Annotated in this window: 16 protein-coding genes; 4 read left to right on the top strand and 12 right to left on the bottom strand. The window is 39.8% G+C overall.

All coding sequences use genetic code 11. The features are described from left to right. Positions 1–20 precede the first annotated feature (20 nt). Together IEV69_RS03425 and IEV69_RS03420 are read left to right on the top strand one after the other, a co-directional pair. Positions 21–1,709: a TonB-dependent receptor gene (locus IEV69_RS03425; RefSeq protein ID WP_188439474.1), complete on the top strand. Its 1,689-nt coding sequence runs from the start codon at positions 21–23 to the stop codon at positions 1,707–1,709. Between the two features lie 73 nt (positions 1,710–1,782). Then, on the top strand, positions 1,783–3,411 hold the full coding sequence (locus tag IEV69_RS03420) for an amidohydrolase (RefSeq protein WP_188439472.1): 1,629 nt from the start codon (positions 1,783–1,785) through the stop codon (positions 3,409–3,411). On the opposite strand, the gene IEV69_RS03415 is transcribed toward IEV69_RS03420, so the two are convergent. Further along, positions 3,401–4,105 (bottom strand): class I SAM-dependent methyltransferase, encoded by a 705-nt coding sequence (locus IEV69_RS03415; protein WP_188439470.1) that lies wholly within the window; start codon positions 4,103–4,105, stop codon positions 3,401–3,403. The genes IEV69_RS03420 and IEV69_RS03415 overlap by 11 nt on opposite strands. A gap of 15 nt (positions 4,106–4,120) precedes the next feature. Here IEV69_RS03415 and IEV69_RS03410 point away from each other — a divergent pair, with 15 nt between their 5' ends. Further along, entirely contained in the window at positions 4,121–4,618 is a 498-nt protein-coding gene (locus IEV69_RS03410; RefSeq protein ID WP_188439468.1) for a YkgJ family cysteine cluster protein, read from the top strand. Between the two features lie 37 nt (positions 4,619–4,655). Here IEV69_RS03410 and IEV69_RS03405 read toward each other — a convergent pair whose 3' ends face one another. The 4 genes from IEV69_RS03405 to IEV69_RS03390 all read right to left on the bottom strand — a co-directional run bounded on the left by IEV69_RS03405 (position 4,656) and on the right by IEV69_RS03390 (position 6,984). Next, entirely contained in the window at positions 4,656–5,015 is a 360-nt protein-coding gene (locus IEV69_RS03405) for a DoxX family membrane protein (RefSeq protein ID WP_188439466.1), read from the bottom strand. A gap of 162 nt (positions 5,016–5,177) precedes the next feature. After that, a complete protein-coding gene (locus IEV69_RS03400; RefSeq protein WP_188439464.1) occupies positions 5,178–5,456 on the bottom strand; it encodes a GNAT family N-acetyltransferase in 279 nt (92 codons plus the stop codon). A gap of 1 nt (position 5,457) precedes the next feature. Beyond that, positions 5,458–5,673 carry a (4Fe-4S)-binding protein gene (locus tag IEV69_RS03395; protein WP_188439462.1) on the bottom strand — a complete coding sequence of 72 codons (216 nt, stop codon included), beginning with the start codon at positions 5,671–5,673 and terminating at the stop codon, positions 5,458–5,460. Positions 5,674–5,715: 42 nt separating this feature from the next. After that, positions 5,716–6,984 carry an exo-beta-N-acetylmuramidase NamZ family protein gene (locus tag IEV69_RS03390; RefSeq protein WP_229741299.1) on the bottom strand — a complete coding sequence of 423 codons (1,269 nt, stop codon included), beginning with the start codon at positions 6,982–6,984 and terminating at the stop codon, positions 5,716–5,718. A gap of 43 nt (positions 6,985–7,027) precedes the next feature. On the opposite strand from IEV69_RS03390, the gene IEV69_RS03385 reads away from it, so the two are divergent. Continuing rightward, complete coding sequence (locus IEV69_RS03385) at positions 7,028–8,266, top strand: ABC transporter permease (RefSeq protein WP_188439616.1); 1,239 nt, start codon at positions 7,028–7,030, stop codon at positions 8,264–8,266. 42 nt (positions 8,267–8,308) lie between these two features. Here IEV69_RS03385 and IEV69_RS03380 read toward each other — a convergent pair whose 3' ends face one another. From IEV69_RS03380 to IEV69_RS03350, 7 genes are all read right to left on the bottom strand, one after another. After that, a complete protein-coding gene (locus IEV69_RS03380; RefSeq protein ID WP_188439458.1) occupies positions 8,309–8,563 on the bottom strand; it encodes a Txe/YoeB family addiction module toxin in 255 nt (84 codons plus the stop codon). Then, complete coding sequence (locus IEV69_RS03375; RefSeq protein ID WP_188439456.1) at positions 8,564–8,812, bottom strand: type II toxin-antitoxin system Phd/YefM family antitoxin; 249 nt, start codon at positions 8,810–8,812, stop codon at positions 8,564–8,566. 64 nt (positions 8,813–8,876) lie between these two features. Next, on the bottom strand, positions 8,877–9,560 hold the full coding sequence (locus tag IEV69_RS03370) for a PrsW family intramembrane metalloprotease (RefSeq protein ID WP_188439453.1): 684 nt from the start codon (positions 9,558–9,560) through the stop codon (positions 8,877–8,879). Positions 9,561–9,604: 44 nt separating this feature from the next. Continuing rightward, the gene (locus tag IEV69_RS03365) at positions 9,605–12,085 is read right to left on the bottom strand and encodes a M14 family metallopeptidase (RefSeq protein WP_188439452.1); all 2,481 of its coding nucleotides are present in this window, start codon (positions 12,083–12,085) and stop codon (positions 9,605–9,607) included. Between the two features lie 178 nt (positions 12,086–12,263). Then, positions 12,264–12,767 carry an outer membrane beta-barrel protein gene (locus IEV69_RS03360; protein ID WP_188439450.1) on the bottom strand — a complete coding sequence of 168 codons (504 nt, stop codon included), beginning with the start codon at positions 12,765–12,767 and terminating at the stop codon, positions 12,264–12,266. 239 nt (positions 12,768–13,006) lie between these two features. Continuing rightward, a complete protein-coding gene (locus IEV69_RS03355; RefSeq protein ID WP_188439448.1) occupies positions 13,007–15,040 on the bottom strand; it encodes an OmpA family protein in 2,034 nt (677 codons plus the stop codon). An 81-nt stretch (positions 15,041–15,121) separates the two neighbouring features. After that, complete coding sequence (locus IEV69_RS03350; protein WP_188439446.1) at positions 15,122–17,212, bottom strand: Ig-like domain-containing protein; 2,091 nt, start codon at positions 17,210–17,212, stop codon at positions 15,122–15,124. Positions 17,213–17,295: the final 83 nt, after the last annotated feature.

The following is a 17,295-nucleotide window of genomic DNA, read 5'->3' as shown; positions in this document are numbered from 1 at the left end:
CTTTAAGATATCTTAGCACTATGAATTTGAACTCATTCAGAACTTACCTTTCGTTTTTCCTCTTGTTTGCTGGCTTTACAGCCTTTTCACAAGATACCATTGGCACTGAGGTGATAAATGTAGTCAAGCCTTATACACCATCAGTTTCAGATGCGTTTAAAATCAAAGAAAATCCGGCCGGTCTTGACTCGCTTGATGTTGAAAAAAAGGACATAAACTACAGTATATTCTCTGTTCCCGTTGCATCAACATTTACTCCCGCAAAAGGAAAAGCCACCACTATTGAACGCAAACGCCCTGAAAAAATATTTGGAAGTTATGCTACCCTTGGGTTTGGAAATTATACCTCGGTACTTGGTGAGCTGTATACTAACTTTGAAGTAAATCGCGGACAAAACCTGAGCTTGTTTTTAAAACACAACTCCTCGCAAGGCGGAATCAAAGACGTATTGCTTGATGATAAATTTTATAACACTACATTTGATTTAAACTATACTGCAGACTCCAGGTTTATGAACTATGAGTTGGGTTTTGGAGTTTTGCATCAGCTGTATAACTGGTATGGGCTATCAACAGATTTTTCACTTTTAGCTCCTCAGGCAGCAAGTGCAGGAGTCAATCATTCTTATTATGGTGCTTCGGTTTCTGCCGGACTCGCAATGGAAGACAGTCCGTTTTCAGGAGGAAATGCTACTTTGAGTTATTTTGGGGATTCATACAGTTCTTCAGAAATTCAGTTTGAAGCTACACCCAAATTTGAATTTGACCTGGGAGGACAGGATGTGGGTACTGAAATCGAAATCAATTACCTCAACGGAACATTTGACCGAAATTATGAAAACACTTTATCAGATCTAAAATATAGCTATCTATTTGCCGGATTGCAACCTTATATCAGGTTTCAAAATGATACTTTTTCAATCAAACTGGGAGCTAAATTGATGTATGCGATGGATATGGAAAACAGTGAAAATGATTTTTATATTTATCCAAAAGTTAATGCTTCAGTAAAAGTGGTCGATGAATTTATGACGGTATATGCCGGTGTGGATGGAGACCTGATACAAAATACTTATTTCAATTTTACTCAGGAAAACCCTTATGTTTCCCCCACTTTATTGATTGCACCAACAGACAAACAATATGACGCCTTCGCCGGAATAAAAGGAAAGTTTACTTCAACAGTGAGTTATAACTTAAAAGCTTCCTATAAAAATGAAATCAACAAGCCATTTTTTCTGGCAAATCCATTAGCATTCACCCCAATGGAAGGCTATGAATTTGGAAACTCTTTTGGGTTGGTTTATGATGATGTGACAACATTGGAAACATTTGGCGAATTGCTCACAGATATAAGTTCAAACGTTACCATCGGTGTCAATGCCAGCTATTTTAATTACTCTTTAGACCTTTTACCCGAAGCCTATAACTTACCGGAGCTAAAAGCTACCCTTTTTGCAAATGCAGCTTTCACTGAAAAATTATATGGAAACTTCAGTCTCTTTTTTGTAGGGGAGCGTGAAACAGAATTCAAAACCCTGGATGCATATATGGATGCAAACATCCATTTGGGCTACAACATCAATGATCAATTGAGCATTTTTGTAAAAGGAAGCAACCTTCTTGGTGATACCTATGAAAAATGGCTGCATACACCGGTTCAGGGCATTCAGGCATTGGCCGGTGCCACTTATAAGTTTGACTGGTAAGTCCTTGTTGTAATTTATTTTTTATTTGGTCTGTAAAAACCCTACTTTTACAGACCTTATTATTTATTTGATTATGAAGAAAATTATAGTGTTGTTGCTACCCGCGTTCATTTTTATATCCTGCAAGAAAACGCTTCCTGCAGACCTTTTAGTGATGAATGCGAATGTGTATACCGTGAATGCGAATTTTGACAAAGCAGAAGCATTTGTCGTTAAAGATGGAAAAATTGTTGAAGTTGGAACTTCTTCCGCTTTAAGCGAAAAATATAAAGTTACAGAAACCTATGACTTTGCCGGAAAAACCATTTTACCGGGCTTCATTGATGCACATGCCCATTTTTATGGGTTGGGATTAAACCAGCGGGTTGTCAATCTGGTAGGTGCCCAAAGTCATGATGAAATGATCAGCCGTGTAGTGGATTTTAATGAAGGAAAGCAGCTTGAATTTATTGAAGGACGCGGTTGGAACCAAAACCTGTGGGACGTAAAAGAATTTCCAAATAAGACAAAACTCGACGAACTCTTTCCCGATACCCCCGTTGCCCTTACCCGGATTGACGGCCATGCTTATCTTGTAAACCAAAAAGCACTTGACCTTGCCGGAATAACAACTGAAACTAAAATGGAAGGTGGTTATGCCGAAGTAAAAGAGGGCAAACTCACCGGAATTTTAATAGATACTGCTATGGACCTTGTGGATGCCATCAAGCCCAAAGTAACTAAAGATGTTTCAGCAGAAGCCCTGAAAACAGCACAGGAAATTTGCTTTTCATACGGTTTGACCACAGTCAACGATGCAGGCCTCGACAGAGAGATTATTGAACTCATCGATAGTTTACAAACTACCGGCGAACTCGACATGCGCATTTATGCCATGGTTTCAAACACACCTGAAAACTTGGATTATTACCTCCCTCGCGGAGTCATCAAAACTAAAAAACTCAATGTGCGCTCTGTAAAAGTGTATGGTGACGGTGCGTTGGGTTCAAGAGGGGCTGCACTAAAAGAACCTTATCACGACCATGCCGGACATTACGGCGTGTTTGTGACTTCTGTTGATGAAATTAAAAACCTTGCCAAACGCATCGGTGAGTCACTCTACCAAATGAATACACACGCCATTGGTGATTCAACCAATCTTGTAGTGCTGGAAGCTTATAAAGACGCTATTGGAACCGCCAGCAACCGAAGATGGAAAATTGAACATGCTCAAATAGTAGATGTAGCTGATTTTGACTACTTCTCAAACGGAATCATCCCTTCAGTGCAACCCACACACGCCACCAGTGATATGTACTGGGCAGAAGACCGACTGGGGTCTGAAAGAATGAAAGGTGCTTATGCATACAAAACCTTATTAGATAAAGCCGGAATTGTAGCACTGGGAACCGACTTCCCGGTGGAGCAGGTGAGTCCGTTTTATACCTTTTATGCCGCTGTAGCGCGAAAAGATTTAGAGCAATTTCCAGAAGGAGGTTTTCAAAACGAAGAAGCACTTTCACGTGAAGAAACATTAAAGGGAATGACCATTTGGGCAGCCTATTCTAACTTTGAAGATCACGAAAAAGGAAGTATCGAACTTGGAAAATTTGCTGATTTTATCGTCTTGGACAAAGACATTATGACCGTTGAGGAAACCGAAATTCCCAACATAAATGTAGAAGCTACCTTTATGGATGGAAAAATGGTGTTTAAAAAGTAAGGCGCGCTAAATAGTCATAGTGATCACCCTCCTGAACAAGTTCAGCTTGAAGGCCTGATTCAGCAGCCAATTCTTTTAGTAAGTTAAAATCCAGGTACAACCACTCAAATTCTTTGGAGGAATCACCTTTATAACTCATTTTAAAAGTAAGTTCACCATAGTATTCTTTGTCTGTCGACACCCAAACCCCGCCATCTTCATCGATATCAAACATATAAATGAGGTCACTGGAGTCAATCAAAATTTGCCCACCGGGGGTAAGAAGGTTTTTAAGATGTTTTAAAAAGTGTGGCACTTTTTCCAGGTTTTGAAAGATCCCAGTGCCGTTCATCAATAGTAGAATGGTATCATATCTTTCTGTTACATCCAACAAGTCTGCCACTTTTGCCTTCTGGACCCCTCTGCCGGTACACACTTCAATCGCACCCGGCGAAACGTCAATCGCTGTCACGTCCAGTCCTTGTTCCTGCAAATACAATGCGTGGCTGCCGGCACCACAACCTGCATCCAGTACTTTACCACTGGCTAGCGTCAGGGCCTTTTGTTCAATAGCAGGCATTTGTTCATAATTCCTGAATAAATAGGGAAGGGGCAAAGTGTCCTCTTCAGAAATGTTGGTTTCGGTAAGGATGTCCTCGGTGTATTTTCCGTAAAAATAATCAAGCAGGGCGTTGCCTAAAATGTCTTTTTGCATGTGTATCTTTGCATTATGGAAGAATTGCTAAAACAACTCCCTCAAAAGGCCAAAGATAAGCATAACGAGTCAAAAAAGTTTTTCGCCAAATTAAAGAAAAAACCACCCAGGAATCTGGATGTGGTAATGCAACAATTGCATGAAGAAGAGTTTCAGCAAACCGATTGCCTTAAGTGCGCCAATTGTTGTAAAACCACCGGTCCTTTGTTTACCGATAAGGACATTGAGCGTATTTCCAAACACTTCAAAATGAAACCGCAACAGTTTATAAATACCTACCTGCGGATTGACGAAGACAAAGATTATGTGTTACAAAGTGTGCCCTGCACCTTTTTGGGAGCTGATAATTACTGCTCCATCTATGATGTGCGACCCAAAGCGTGCCGTGAATTTCCTCATACTGACCGTAAAAAGTTTCAGCAGATTTCAAATTTGACTTTAAAAAATGTCGCCATTTGCCCGGCGGCATTTAATATAGTCGAGCGTATGAAGGAATTAATTGAAAATAGATGATAGAAAATAGTGATGAGGGTTGTTGACGGGTTGCTTTTTATTCTAAAGTAGTCGCAATATAAACCAACTCAAAAAGAATTGCCCAGTTTTTGACAAAGTGCATAGCTTCCATCATGACAGTTTCCCGTTTTTTGACTGCCCAGAATTTGTGCAGCATAAAAGAGGCCACTGCAAGAAAAATACAAAGTGCAATAATACCCTCAATTACAAAATAACCGGTGATGAGCGTCAAACCACCGGCAATAAGTAATAAGCCACTTAAAATCACCATCAGTTTGGGGGCAATCAATGAACGTTTGTCAGCATATTCCTTTAAAATGTGGGTGTTGTAAAAGTGATTGACTCCGTTCAAGAGAAAAAACAAACCAAGGAGGATTAAAAGTATTTGCTTAATCATTTAAGTAATTTTATAGAAGTTATCTTCGATAAAAATTTATAATTTATAGCATCTGGTTTAGAACGTCTTCTGCACCTATCTGTGAGATCTGCGGCCAAAATGTGGTAATAAGCTCCCGCAGATTACGCTGATTATCACAGAGATTTTTTTTAATAAACAACCCTAAAGTACATCCCTTATTTCCTTTACCTTATCAAACATCGCTTTGGCAAACGGGCATAAAGGAATGATTTTCAAATTGTTTTCACGGGCATAATCCACGGCAGCCAATACCATTTTTTTACCCACGCCCTGACCGTTAAATGCGTCATTTACCTCGGTGTGGTCAATGATAAATTTCTCTTTACCAGCCCATGAATAAGTCATTCTTCCGGCTTCACTTCCATCTGAAACAGCTTTAAATAAACCTTTGTTCTCCCTGTTGATTTGCTGAATTTCCATTTTAGTTGTTTTTCTTGTAACTCAATGCTCCTGATGGGCATTGACTCACCTGATTCATCAATTCCTCTGTAGTAGCGTTTTCAATTTTTATCCACGGGCGTTCTTTGGGGTTGTAAACTTTTGGTAATGTCCTTACACAAACACCTGAATGTGTGCAAAGCCCTGGTTTCCAGAAAATGGTGATTTCACCGTTTGAATATTCATTAACTTTTTCCATAATGTATTTAGATTTTAATTAGTATTCACCAATCATTGACCGCTAATAAATCATATACCTCTTTCTCATTGCATCATATTCTTCGAGCCCTTTTTTCCAGCTCAATCTGATTTGTTCAGCATTCATACCCTGTTCAATTTGTTGTTGTAAAGTTTTGGTGCCGGCCAGGGTTGTAAAGAAATTAGTAAAAAATGACGTTTGTTTACCTGAGTCACGGTATGCGTCTAGCAACCATTGTAAGTTGATATGATCAAGCTTATCTACATTGCTGAGGTCTTTTCCATGACACAATTGACCGTTGAACTTCGGGTTTTTAGCACCTTCATTGGGTTGGGGTGTAAACGTGAAAGTGTATTTATCCTTGGGTAAGGTTGGACTTCCAAACACCTGAAATTGTTTGTTTGTACCGCGCCCTTCACTGAGTGGTGTGCCTTCAAAAAAACACAAACTCGGGTAGAGGTTGATTGCCTGGTCATTGGGTAGGTTGGGCGAAGGTTTGATGGGAAGTGAATAAAAAGTGGCTCTGTCATACTCTTTTACAGAAACAATGTTCAGTTCACATTTTTGGCCGTTTTCCAGCCAGCCCTCGCCATTGATCATTTGGGCATATTCAGCGATGGTCATTCCATGAACGACCGGTACAGGATGCATACCCACAAAACTTTGGTGTTCGGGTTCCAGTAGGGGGCCGTCAATATAATGTATGTTTGGATTGGGCCGGTCTAGAATTAAAAGCGGTATGCCGGCTTCAGCACAAGCTTCCATCACATAATGTAAAGTGGAAATATAAGTGTAAAAACGCGCCCCCACATCCTGAATGTCAAATACCATCACATCCAGACCTTGCATTTGATCTTGGGTTGGTTTTTTATTGCTTCCGTAAAGGGAAATGAGAGGCAATCCGGTTCTGCTGTCTTTTCCGTCTTTAACAAGTTCACCGGCATCGGCAGTACCCCTGAAACCGTGCTCAGGAGCAAAAACTTTGGTGACTTGAATAGTATGTGACAGGAGTGAATCTACCAAATGAGTGTGTTTACTGAAAATCCACTTTTGGGTTTGACGCTGTTTGTAAGATCGGCTGCTTTCATCCCAGTAGTCCTCCATAAAAATAAAGTTTTCGGGCTTGAACACCACACTGGTTTGGTTGGCCACCACACCCACTTTTTTATTTCTTAAATAAGGAAGGTATTCGCCAGTTTGATTGGCACCTACCACCGGATAGCTTTTTACTGCCGTAGAATCAAAGGATGTTTTTACTTCAAAGTTTTTTTCCTGCCCTTTACAGGAAATAGAAACCAGAACAAGAGCCATCAAAAATAAAGTGCTATTTTTGAAGCGAATTAAAAGGTATCTGGTGAATTTTGAGTTTTTCATAGCAAAAAGAATCATTCGGTCTAAAGACTATAAAAGTAGTATTTCGGCGCCAATAATAAAAATTGCCATTACGGCAATTGCGTTGGGTATGATTATGATGTTGGTTGCCATTGCCACAGGGGTTGGTCTGCAACAAAAAGTGCGTGAAAAAGTTTCTGCATTCAATGGCGATATCATTATTTCTAATTTTGATACCAATTTTTCTAAAGACTCCCAAAACCCCATTTCAAAAGACCAACCCTTTTATCCCGTCTTTCATGAGATACCGGATATCAAACACATTCAAGTTACGGCACTAAAAGGCGGAATCATCCGTACCGAAACCGATTTTGAAGGCGTTGTGGTAAAAGGAGTGGGCGATGATTATAATTGGCAGTATTTTGAAGAATTTTTAAGGGAAGGCCGCTTGCCTGTCTATGGTGAAACACTCAACGATGAAATTTTACTTTCAGAATTCATCAGCAACAGACTGGACTTAAAAATCGGAGATAAAGTAGTTACTTATTTTTTTGATGAAGAGAGTAACGAACGCCCGTTAAGACCCCGTGGGTTTACTTTGGTTGGGATTTACAATAGCGGCTTTCAGGAGTTTGATGAAAGCTATTTAATTGCTGATATCAGACACATTCAACGGTTGAACCACTGGGAGGAAAACCAAATTGGAGCTTTTGAGCTCTTCGTAACTGATTTTGATAAAATTCAGGAAACCGGTAATAAAGTCTATTATTCCGTTGACTCCACACTCGATACCCAAACCGTCAGGGACAAGTATTTTTCCATTTTTGAATGGCTGGATTTGTTTGATTTTAATATTGCCCTCATCATTGGAATTATGATTCTCGTGGCGGGCATCAATATGATAACAGCTTTGCTGGTATTAATTCTGGAACGCACCAAAATGATTGGGATTTTAAAATCACTGGGCAGCTCCAATTGGAGTATTCGGAAAGTGTTTATTTACAATGCGGTCTACCTTATTGGAGTGGGGCTTTTTTGGGGAAATTTTATTGGAATAGGCTTGTTGCTTGCGCAAAAATACCTGAAACTCTTCCCTCTAAACCCGGATACTTATTATGTAACCGAAGCACCCGTGTATCTGGATTTAGGATATATTATGATACTTAACGCAGGCACTTTTTTACTTTGTTTATTAATGTTGTTGATTCCATCCTACATCATTACCAAAATTTCTCCGGTGAAAGCGATTCGGTTTGAGTAAACCAATAGAAAGAATGCTGAGTTTTATTTATATCATTCTCAATTAGTAATGATACCTGCACGCAGCAATAAAAAGTTGGTCATCTTTATATTTGTAAACCAAACGATGTTCTGAGGTAATGCGTCTGGACCAGTAGCCTTGCAAATCTCCTTTTAATGCTTCCGGTTTTCCTATTCCTTCAAAAGGAGTGCGCAAACTACTTTTTATGAGTTCGTTGATACGTTTGACAATTTTTTTATCCACTCTTTGCCAATATAAATAATCTTCCCAGGAGGTTTTTGACCAGATGAGTTTCATTTATTCAGTGATATGTTTCTCAAATCCTTTGCCTTGCTCCAACTCTTCGATAGAATTCAGTAATACATCTCTGTTTTTTCCGGTTAATAGATAGGTTGTTTCTTTGAGTGAATTGTATTCATCAAGAGAAATTAGAACTAGGTCTTTTCCATCTTTCCGTTTGATGATAACATCGCTAACATCATTGATGACCTTATCAAACCAATGTTTTAGGTTTGCCCGAAAGGCTGAATAATTGACTGTTTCCATAGTGCAAATATATTATAAAAGTACTTAATCACGTACTTAAATAATAAGAATTTATTTAAATAAATCACTTGGTCTTAAACGGCGACCGTAAATTGTGTGCTTTCATTGCCTTGAAACACAAACGTATACTGAGGGCCAGTCCCACAAATGATAAAAACCAGAATGCCGGGTAGCTTTGCTGCATCAGGAAAAAGTCATACAAACCATGTAGAAAAACTGCAGCCAGCAATCCCTTGAGTTTGTATTCAAAAGCTCTTTCTTTATGTTGCCAGGCCAGGCCAAAATAATACCCCATAATGATTCCAAAACTAGCGTGAGCAGGAACGGCAGTAAACATTCTTAATAAGCCCACCTGTACCCCTCCGTCAGTGACATATAGAATGTTTTCAATTCCTGCAAAACCCAGACTGATAATAGCGCCATAGACAATTCCGTCAAAAGGTTCATTGAATTCTTTTTGGCGATAGGCGTAGAACCGGAGGATTAAAAACTTGGCAAATTCTTCGGCAAAAGCAACGGTTATAAATGCAAATACAGCAACAGAGATCAAACTGGAATAATCTACCGGAAAGAGCTTTCCCAAAACAATTGACAAAATCACAGCCGGTACCGCACACAAGACACCCAGCATAAAACTGATAAACAAATGCTTTAAAGGCTCACGATCATATTGATCTTTCAACCAAATGAACAAACCAATCGCCGCCCCGGGCGCTAATGCTAAACCTATTAAAAAGAGAACATCCATAACATAATTAATTCCACCTCGCTGGGAGGGGACTAGGGGGAGGATTAAAAAACAACCACTTTATTGTTGATAAAAAACAAACTGTTGACAAAAAACAACTTGCCGTTTTCCCAAAAGGAGCGGAACATCACATCATCAGCCAGGTAAATTATACTCCCTTTGCCCATACGGTGTTCGCCAAATACCAATGAATTTTGTAATCCTTTCAAAGCTTCTTCTCCGGCAAAACCACTTACACGCTCAGCTTCACCTTCAATATAGGCAACATTGTATCCGTTTTCAAGAAAACTATAGGAACTGCGGCCTGCTTTGAGGGTAAAGTAGTTTTCATCATACCCAAAAGCCAATGGGTGGGATACATCTACTTTAGTTTTAAAAATAGTCCCTGTAATAAAGTTCTTTACACTTTCCTGCTCTCTTTGATCATATGGAATCAGTAGATTGGGTGCTGCTTTATCTTCTTCATCAGGGCTGTTTCTTTTTAAACCAAAACCATCTTTATCTGCAAAAGTACTTAGAGCATTATCAATGGCAACCAGGGTGCCACCTTCTGAAACCCATTCTTTAATTTTTGTGAGTGCAGATTCATCCAAATAACTCTGATAATAACCTGACGGAAGAATCAAAACGTCAAACTGGTCTAAAGTGATGTTTTTGAAATAATCTGTGTCAATGGAGGTTGCCGGGTAGTGCAATTGTTGCTCAAAGAAATGCCAAAGCGCACCATAGCTTAAAGAAGAAGTATAATTTCCTTTTAAAAGCGCAATGCGTGGTGCGTGAATTATTTTTACATCAGGTGATCCAAAGTCGGTTCCTGTATCTGAAAAACTGGTGCTTGAAGCAAAAAGTTTTCGGTTGTGTTTGTTGGCTATTTCTGTGACTTGTTCATTAAATTCCGGGTTGTTGCGGTTATCACTTTTAGTAATGATAAGGCTTCCACGATCAAATGTTTGACCGCTGACACCGAATTTCTTTTCGCTGAAACGCACCTTTATTCCTTCCTGAAGTAGTTCAGCCAAAAATGTAGCATCCTGCATACTGCTCCATTTGGCAATATATCCCGCAGCACCGGGGTTGGGTGTGTTGGTGTGTTGCGATGAAGTCATTGTTGAGCTTGTGTTTACCAGGGTGGTACTGGCAATGGCCTCCAAACCGTAAGCGTGGGGTAAATTCCAGGCAGTAATGTCATAGGTCAATGGAGTACTCAATTTTGTTTCAGGTTCAAAAAGTGCCTGTACCATTCTTCCCTTAGGCTGATTGGTGTTCACAACCAAAGCGTTTTTCATTTCCAGACTTCCGTTTTTATTGGTTCCGTAATGAAAGCCTGTTGCCTTTCCACTGTTGGCAAAACCGTATTTTATTTCATGTAGGTCAAGCAATTGAACCAGTGCGTTGACTTTGTCTTCCTCACCTTGAAGTACAAAGCTTTTATATTTTAAATTGGGTTGAAAGAATTTCTGAAATTCAGTATTCAGCCGTTTAGCATTTTTAGATGATATTTCCACAGTGGATAGTCCGGTGGTTTTTTGATGTTCTACACGGTCAACCAATGTGAGTTCATAACCTTCATCAGTATCAATACCCAAACCGGCACGTCCGTGTCCTGCTTGTTCATAGGTCATACCAATAGCACCCACATAGGTAGGATAGGTGTCGCCATAACTGGGGTAAAGTAAGTCAAAGCGTTCACGGGTAAAAAACAACCACCCTTCTTTGTCAAAATAGCCGGCATGGTTTTGACCAATTTGAATTTGAAAATCACGTTGCCAGTCAGAGATGATTTCATGAAAAGGTTCAGCTGCCGGAGCAAAATAATAAGGCTCATTGATGCCCTGCTCGTGAAAGTCAACGTGAATGTGTGGCATCCATTGGTTATATACTTTCAACCGTTGTTGTGTTTCCACTTGTGTCGCCCAGGCCCAGTCGCGATTGAGGTCAAACAGATAATGGTTGGGTCTTCCTCCGGGCCAGGGCTCCATATGCTCTGCGGCAACCTGAGCACTGTTGTAGGGTGTTGACTTTACCTGATTGTACCAGTTGACATAACGATCGCGCCCGTCCGGGTTTAAGTTGGGGTCGATAATCACAACCGTATTTTCAAGCCAGGCTTGTTTTTGAGTGATCAACTCATAAACGGTTTGCATAGCTGCTTCAGCACTGGAGGCTTCATTTCCGTGCACATTGTAACTCAACCAGACGATGGCAACTTCAGGACTGGCACTTCCATCGGCAAGGCCAATTTGTTTCAGGTTGTTGAGACGAATGGTCTCAATATTATTCTGGTTACTCTCTGAAGTGACAACGGCATAAGTCAATTGGCGTCGTTCATTGGTTTGACCATAATTGTGATAAGTCACTAGAGCACTGGTTTCAGTCACTTGATTGAAATAGTTGACAATATCGGCGTGACGGGTAAATTGAGTGCCAATTTCATACCCTAAAAACTCTGAGGGTGATTGGATGTTTTGACTAAACCCAAAACTAAAAACAAGTAGAAAAATAGCGGAAGTTAATGCGTGTTTCATGAACAATGAGTTGAAAGTGGTTAATTTATTTAGACGCTAAATCTACTAAAAACTAATGAAAGTTGAAGTTGCTTACCCAAATTTTAAATGAAGTGAACTATGAAACGAAAAAAGGGAGTGCTTTTAAAAGCACTCCCTTTTTTGAATTTAATAAAAATTAGCTAATATGTATTAAATCCTAAAGCTTTAAAGTTATCCCAAACTTCCCACCTGAAAAGGCGTTGTTCCCACCAAATTCAAGATTGATTCCAAAGTGGTCAGTAAAAAAGTAACGACCACCCACCTGGGCACCAATACCTACACCGGAGTTGAAATCACCCGGATAATTTTCATCAGAGTTCCAATGATAGAAACCAATGTTAAGACCGGCGTAAAAATCCCATTCGGTTGGAATTTTCAATACGTGGTTAAAGTGATAGTTTGCATTACCAGAAAATCCAATGATGGAATGCTTATATCTTGAGTTATTGAATCTGTCATTATAACCTCGGTATGATAACTCGGCTCCAATGGTAATGTCTTTATGGATACCGTAATCAAGTCCTATATAAACAGGAATTCCCCTGTTTGATAATCCAACTCCCATGTTTAATTGTGCGTCACCTTTTGGTAACGGATTTTGAGCAAAGCTAGTTGCAGTTGCTGCAATTAATAAAATCAATGTTAAATATACGTTTCTCATTTTTTTACAATTTTTTCCGAATACTTTCGGCAGTTGTGAATGCATTTTCACTGTGCAAAGGTGCAATTAGTTTCAACTAGAAGGCTTGCATAACTTTAGATTTAAATTACAATATTCACACTTTTAAATATGAATTGAAACAGCTGCAATCTCATTAATTTTAATTGGCCTGATAGTTTTTTTAAAAAAAAAGGGCTTTCTTTTCAGACAGCCCCTTTTCAATTTAATAAATTTTAAGTTTAATTAACAGGAAGAATATCAATGATAACTGTTCTGTTATAAAAACGTTCTTCTGGTTTTTTATTTTCAAAGGGCGCTGTTTGAAGATCTTCACCAAATCCATTGGATTCAAATGTCACACCCTTTTTTCCAGCTTTTGTCAAAGCGTTCTGAAGAATGGTTTTTACATCCTTGGCTCTTCGTTCAGATAAGGATTGATTGTAAGCCGCCTCTCCAATAATATCAGTATATCCGTGGATGATTACTTTTCCGTTTTCGGGAATTTTAGGAGCTACAACTTCAGTCAGGTATTTTTCATATCTCACGATTGAATTTGATTCATTAAAATTATAAGGCACACTAAAACGCATGACTTCTTCTGATGTAGAGGGCGTCCAAAGCACCATACTAACATTGGTTTCTTTGATAATTTTAGATCCTTCTGGCGTGGTACCAATCATTTTAACAGTATAGTCACCTTTAGCATTTGTGCCTAAAATAGCTTTTCCGGGTATGGCAACTTTTCGCTGAGTGTAAGGTCCGAAGTATTGGACAGTTCCGTTTTTATCTTCTATTTCTAAAGACCACGATTTAAAAGCGTCTTCAGACCCTTCGTTGTCAAATGTAACATAACTGTCAACAGGAGCTTCTTGTCTGTCAATAATCTGGATGGGCTTCAAGGGGCTGTCTGGTCCACTTTGAAACTCCATAAGCAAAGCAGGTGAATTGCTTTCTATACTCACTCTGCGATCGCCCTGACGAAGGAGAGCAAGTTCAGTTGTAGCACCCGGCTTTTCTGATGGGATGGCGGGTTTGTTACGACCTTCAGTTGAAATTCTTGAAGCATTTATTTCAAAAATGTCAACTAAATAAGTTTTTACAGATTCTGCCAATAGTCGGGCATCATCAGGTCCTTTTTCTGAGGATCCAACTAATTTGACAGATGACGATGGGTTTTTCACCATACGGTCACCAAGAATATTCAGGATGTTATAATACACGATCATTTGTCTGTCTGAACGACCTGAAAGATTGTTAGGTGTAAACAATTCAACCTGGTCTTCTTTAAAGTCTTTTACCTGATTTTTGTTCAGTTGCACATAACGATTTGGAATCTCAGTAGAGCCTAAATCAAAAAATACATAGTTGATAACAGGGAAAGTTTCTTTGACCGTTCTTTCAGAAGGAACATTTTTTGGAGAATTCACAGAGAAGTCAACCTTAGGTTCAGCCACAACAACAATTGTTTCTTCTTCTTCAACGGAAGTGTTTTTTCCAACACCAAACTTAAGAACTGCACCGGCTCTTACAGTGGTCATGTTCCATGTTTCAATGGAGCGTGGATTTTGACCAAAATAAGGGTGGAATGCAACAAAAGGAGACAACACAAATTGTGTTTTCTTGTTTTGTCCCGTAAGTGGGATATCATATCCGGCACCAATTTGCATAGAAAGAATGGTTTTCTCCACTTCACTGAAATCTCCTGTCATTACAGGGCCATCGGTTTGCTCAGGGAAATCCGGGTTTGCTTTCAGCTGATATTCATAAGATTTATCCATATTGAAGGCCAGTCGCGGTCCTGCATAGAGATAAAAATCAGACTTGAACGGTGCAAAACGTAAACTTGGTTCGATGGTCAGGTAGCTCAGATTAGTGGATAAATCCATAGGACAATCACACGGGCTCATCACCTCATCAAATGTTCCGCGACGGCTGTCATAACCAAATTGAAATAGCATACCAAAACGTGTGTTTGGGCGGTAATATTCTATGCTTGGCGCAAGATATAATCCGGTGCCAAATCCGTCGTGAAAGGCAGCGGGAACTCTTAAATCAGTACTCAGTTGTTGGGTGCTGCCCTGATAGAAGTTAAAGTTTGCTCCGGCTGCTACACCAAACTTCCATGTTGGTTTTGTATATTCTATTTCTTGTGCAGAAAGAGATGTAAATAAACCAAGTAAAAATAAAAGGGAGAGAAATATGCTCTTTAAGGGCAAGGTATCAGGTAACTGCATACTAAGCAGTTTGCTTGTTGAATGATTTGTGTTTTTCATTATGAGAATATTAGGTTGTTAATAACAAGTAAGCAGAACACCGGGATTTCCTCCCGGGTCCTACCTTGTTATAGTTGTTATTTAATTAGGTACATTGATTGTGGTATTTACCATAGTTACAGAGGCAACCAGGGAAATAGCTCTTCCGTTAAGGACAGTTTGTGCTGCATTACCGGCTGTTGATAGAGTTACTCCGGCCATAGACACGATAGTTCCTGTCATCGTTCCGCCACCGGCAGCATTAATAGTAGCGGCGCTACCAACTTGCCAAAATACATTTGCAGCATCTCCACCATTTATAATATTAACATTTTTAGCTCCGGTAGGACCTGCAATACCAACTGTTAAACCGGAAGCAGTTTGAAAAACCCACAGTGCGTTAGGGTCACCCTGAGCATCAAGGGTTAAATCGCCGGTAGAAATATTAAAAGTGCCACTGGCAGATTGATACACACCGGGAGCTAAAGTAAGACCTCCAAGTTCTCCATCCCCGGGATCAGTGCCGCCGGGCATTGCTGCAGGTGAAATTGCATTATAGAGTGCTTGCGCATCCAGTAGTGCTTGTTCTGCTATAGCCATGCTTGTAGCAGTTCCGGGAGCCGGTGGAGCCGTGAAAATTCCTCCTGTTACTAATCCTTCATTTAATGGAGTTTGGGTATAAATGTCCCCTGTTAGGCCATCTTCGAAACCTGTAACCAATGTAGAAGCAGCAGTAGTGCCTATTCCACCATTATTGATTACAGTATTTAATCCCTCGTTTGTCAATCCGGCATTTCCGCCAAATCCACCAAAAAATTCAAGAGTCCCTATATCCGGTAACTCTACTGTAGCAGATAGTGTTGTAAAACTCCAGATATAAACATTTTCCAGTCCAATACCGGCTATATTTTCAGCTCCTGCGGTAATCGTTGCTGTATAGAGGGTATTTGGGTCCAACTCACCATTAGGATCAAAAGAGGCTGTTGTTCCGGTATAGGTAATTAATCCTGTAATAGTGTTTGTCCCTTCTGTCAAGGTAAACGTTGTGGTATTGATAGTGGCAGCATCCATAGGCTCACTAAATGTGGCTTCGATTACTTTATCAAGGGCAACACCTGTTTCTTCATCTTCAGGGTCAGTTGAAATTACTGTTGGGGCAATAAATGCTCCGGTGGTAAATTTCCAGCTATAGTCACCTGCCAGTGAAATACCTGCAACGTTTTCAGCACCTGCTGTAATGTTAGCTGTATAAGTAGTATTTGCGGTCAGGTTTGCAGAAGGTGTAAAGCTTGCTGTTGTTCCACTATAGGTAACTACTCCGGTAATAACGTTTGTACCTTCATTTAGTGTAAACGTTGTACCATTAATAGTTGTGACATCCATGGGCTCACTGAATGTAGCACGGATTACTTTATTAAGGGCAACGTCTGTTTCATCATTTTCCGGGTCAGTTGAAATTACTGTTGGAGCAACCAATGCTCCGGTAGTAAATTCCCAGATATAATCACTTTGCAAAGCAATGCCGGCTGTGTTTTCAGTTTCTGCAGTAATTGTCGCAGTATAAACAGTGTTTAAATCCAGTTCTACTGTTGGAGCAAAACTTACTGTTGTGCCGGTATAAGTAATTGCACCGGTTACAGCTGTCCCTCCTTGCATAACAATGAAAGTTGTTTCATTAATTGTTTGAGGATTCATAGGTTGGTTGAATGTTGCTGTAATAATTTTATTTATTACAACATCTGTTTCATCGGTTTCAGGGTCGGTGGCGATTACCATTGGCGCAATGTTTTCACCGGTACTAAATGTCCAAACATAGTCTTCCTGAAGCGCATTACCGTCTAAATCTTTTACCGTAGTTTTTACCCTTCCTGCATAAGTAGTGCTGCTTGTCAGCAACTCTGAAGGAGTAAAGGACGCTGTAAGCGTACTTTGATCGTATGTTATGGTTCCTGTAATTTCTGATAGTCCTTCAATTGTAATAGAACCTGCATTTAATGTAGCAGGGTTCATTTCTTCATTGAAGGTCACAGTAATTACTTTATCAAGGAACACATTTGTGTCACCGTCTGCAGGATCAGTTGATACTACAAGCGGACAAATTCCAATGGTCTCCTGATAATCGTCTTTTTCGCATCCTGCGAATAAGCCAATCATCAGTAGGGAAACAATTGTTACTAAGTTATTTATTTTCATGGTTTTCATTTTTAATTCCCGTAAGTGACGGGTTTGGGGTGGATAAAGATTGTTTAGGCAAAAGTGCGATAGTAACTACCCTT

It is taken from the genome of Planktosalinus lacus (genome assembly GCF_014640155.1).
Taxonomy (GTDB): Bacteria; Bacteroidota; Bacteroidia; order Flavobacteriales; family Flavobacteriaceae; genus Planktosalinus; species Planktosalinus lacus.
Note: the sequence above shows the minus strand (reverse complement) of the source record. Positions and strands in the feature narration are given on the sequence as shown.